The 3378-nt window shown below is 67.6% G+C and carries 2 protein-coding genes and 1 pseudogene; all 3 read right to left on the bottom strand.

The window, feature by feature from the left end; genetic code table 11:
• A pseudogene (locus tag ACE039_RS29800) lies at positions 1-1289 on the bottom strand (tetrathionate reductase subunit TtrA); the annotation flags it as partial.
• 78 nt (positions 1290-1367) lie between these two features.
• Positions 1368-2402 (bottom strand): NrfD/PsrC family molybdoenzyme membrane anchor subunit, encoded by a 1035-nt coding sequence (nrfD, locus tag ACE039_RS29795; RefSeq protein WP_485824140.1) that lies wholly within the window; start codon positions 2400-2402, stop codon positions 1368-1370.
• Positions 2403-2421: 19 nt separating this feature from the next.
• A complete protein-coding gene (dsrO, locus tag ACE039_RS29790) occupies positions 2422-3192 on the bottom strand; it encodes a sulfate reduction electron transfer complex DsrMKJOP subunit DsrO (RefSeq protein WP_485811658.1) in 771 nt (256 codons plus the stop codon).
• Between the last annotated feature and the right edge of the window lie 186 nt (positions 3193-3378).

Raw genomic sequence — 3378 nt, 5'->3', positions numbered from 1 at the left:
AACGTGCCCAGGCGGGGGTGGCCGGGTTCCGCCACCACCAGATGCGTGGCGTTGGTCCAGGCCGCTTCCCCCGCCACCTTCATGGCGTTGGGGCCGGGCTGCGCCAACATGCGGGCGTCGAAGCGCTCGTTGTCGAGGATCCAACGGATCAGGCCCATCGCCAATGCCAGGTCGCTGGCGGGATTCACGGGCACCCATTCGTTGCCAGCACCGGCCGACAGGCTTGAGGATGCGGGCAGCACGGGCGAAACCACCACGTACGTGAAGCTGTCCGCTTCCGGCCGCACCCGCGCTTCGGCCAGTTGCCGGGCCTGGCGTTGGAACGGGTTGCCCGCTTGCGCCGGCGCCGCGCCGATGAACAGGCCGAAGCGCGCATTATCCCAATCGGGTTTGCCGTGCGGCATGCTCTTCAAGTCGCCCAGCGCGGCGCCCGCGCCCACGCGGAAGCTCTGCCCGCAGTACGAACCGTGGTTGCTGAAGTTGACCGTGCCGAACGACTGCCCGGCAAAGCGCTGGATCAGCGGCGTGCGGCCTTCGTTGGAAGCATCGGTGAACAGGAACTGGTTGACCTTGGCGCCGTATTCGGGATTATCGGAGTCCAGCAGCGTGTCGCGGTCGAAGATGGCACGCAAGCCTTCCACGTGGCCTTCGCCGAACAGGTCGCCGCCTTCGCACACTTCCTGCACCAGTTGTTCGAACGAGATGCTTTGCCACTTGCCCTCGCCCCGCCCGCCGACCCGTTTCATGGGTTGCAGCACGCGGAACGGGCTGTTCATCTGTTCCAGCATGGCCGACCCGCGGGCGCATGATGTGGCGCGGCCTTCCAGGCCGTTTTCGCCCCCCAGCTGCGCATAGACCTCGCGCACCGGGGTTTCCATCGCTGCGGGGCGCGTGGTTGCCAGCGGATGGTAGGGGTTGCCCGCCACGCGCAGGATGCGGTTCTCTTTGGTATCCACGCGTAGACGCACGCCGCATTGGGTCCAGCAGCCCAGGCAGCTGGATGGGCTGACCGTCTGGCCCGGCTGGGCAGCCAACGCGCCGGTCAACGGGTCGATGCGAAACTCCGCGGTCAGCGAATTGCCGCGCACGGCGTGCGCGGTCGCGACGCCGGCGGTGCCGTGCGCCAGGCCTTTCACGGCGCGGGCGACGGTCTCGCCGTAGCCGGCCGCGAAGGCCGCCATGCCGCCGGCGACCAGGCCGCCTCGCACCATCAGCTTGCGTCGTGCCGCGTCGGCCACGGCATCGCCGGGCGTGCCGGCCGCATCAGGGGCATCAGGGGCATCAGGCATGCTGGCGGCGCCAGGCTTGTCGTCTTCGTGTTGCTTGTCCATTGCTTTGTCTTCCATGTGCATTCGTCTTGCGGCGGGTCAGGCCGCCATGCCGCGCGCGCGCGCCGGGAACCGTTCCAGGGCCCAGGCCGTGGCGGTAACCAGCGCCACGCACAGGCCCAGTACGCCGGTCATGCCCAGCAGGCCATCGCTGCCCCAAGGCATGTCGTACAGGTACAAGCCGGCGCCGTACTTGGGCACGCCCTGCACGCTCATGAACACGACCCAGCGGAAGATCCACGCGGCGGCCAGCATGGTCAGCGCCAGCGCGGCGGACGGCAGCGGCGCGGCCAGCGCGCGTGCCGGACGCTGCAGCAGCGCGATCATGCAGAAGGCCGTGATGACCGCGCCCGCCAGGCTGATGCGCCAGATGGGGAAGTCGGCGAATAGCCGCAAGGCGGCGTCGAACGACGGGTCAATGCCCAGGGTGCCCAGCAGGCCCCATGCGCCGGCGCCCAGCGCCATCAGCACGACCGCGGCAAGACTCAGTTGGCGCAGCATGCCCACCGGCAAGGCCTTCATGCCACCCGGCAGCCACCGGCCCACCAGGAACATGGCGCCCAGCGCGCCCAACCAGGCGGTCAACGCGAAGTTCACGGGCAAAAACACCGTGTGCCACAGGGGCCGCGAACGCAGCACCATGACTTCGGCGCCGGTATAGACCAGGATCGAGACGGCGGACAACGCCAGGGCCACGCCCACCAGGCGTGCCCAGCCGATGCGGCCCCACCACCAGGCGGCGCAGAACAGTACGGCCAGCCCCGCGAACACGGGCAGCAGCAAGGCGCCCAGCCACATCCATGACCACGGCGTGGCTTGCGTGTAGAAGTGCCAGAACCTGCCGGGCTGGTGCAGGTCGGCCAGCAGCGACACGGGCGCGGCGACGGCGGTGACCAGCAGCACCGTCACTGCCGCGGGCAGTAATCGGCGCGCCGGCGAGCCTTGGGAGCCAAAGGCGGCAAAGGCGGCGGTCAGCGCGGTGGTGGCGCTGATGCCGATAAGGAAGAAGTACTGCACGGCCCAAGGCAGCCAGGCGGCGTCATAGACCGGTGTGAGCAATTCCGAGATCTGCATGAAAGTCCCCTGTGTTGGCTCAATGTCCGCCAGCCAGGCGTACGCCGGCCTGGCCGTCTACCTGGTGCACGAACGCGTCGGGCAGGCCGATGTAATAGACGTGGGGGTCGGTCTTCATTTCCGGCTTCAAGACTTTGATGTCGGCTTTGTGTTCGACCAGCAGGCGGGAAATGGCGCTGTCGGGGTCGTTCATGTCGCCGATGACGCGCGCGCCGCCGACGCAGCTTTCCACGCAGGCGGGCAGCAGGCCGGCTTCCAGGCGGTGTTCGCAGAACGTGCACTTGTCGGCCGTTTGCGTGTCGTGGTTGATGAAACGGGCGTCATAGGGGCAGGCTTGCACGCAGTAGGCGCAGCCGACGCAGCGTTCGTTGTCGACCAAGACGATGCCGTCTTCACGCTGGAAGGTGGCTTGCACGGGACAGACGGGGACACAGGGCGGGTTGTCGCAGTGGTTGCACAGGCGCGGCAGCATGACCATGGCGGCGGCGCTGCCATCGTCGGGGGTGACTTCGTATTGCAGGACGGTGGTGCGGAATTGCCCGATGGGGGGCAGGTTTTCCATGGAACAGCTGACCGTACAGGATTGGCAGCCGATGCATTTGCGCATGTCGACGACCATGCCGTAGCGCTTGCCGGGGATGCCGGGGCGGCGCGGAGGTTGGCCGTTCAGGCCGGTGGCTTCGGCGTGGATCGGGATGATGGTGGCGGCGGCGCTCAGGCCAAGGAGTCCTTTCAGGAAGCCGCGTTTACTGGGTAGAGGGGGTGCTGGAGGGGCGGGTGAAGGGGGCATTGCGGAGGGCTCCGAGGCGGTTACTTTTTGTTGTTATTAACTTATCACTCCTAGTTATATAGAGGGTTGATTTGGGTCAAATGGGGGACGGATATGGGGGTGGGTGATTGTGGGGCGTTCTTCTTGGGGCCAGGGGGTTCTTTTGGCGCCGGGGGGGGGGGGGGGGGGGGGGGGGGGGGGGGGGGG

The sequence above is a fragment of the Achromobacter maghribensis genome, assembly GCF_057334215.1.
The sequence above is the reverse complement of the archived record's forward strand: the minus strand, read 5'-3'. Positions and strand labels throughout refer to the sequence as shown.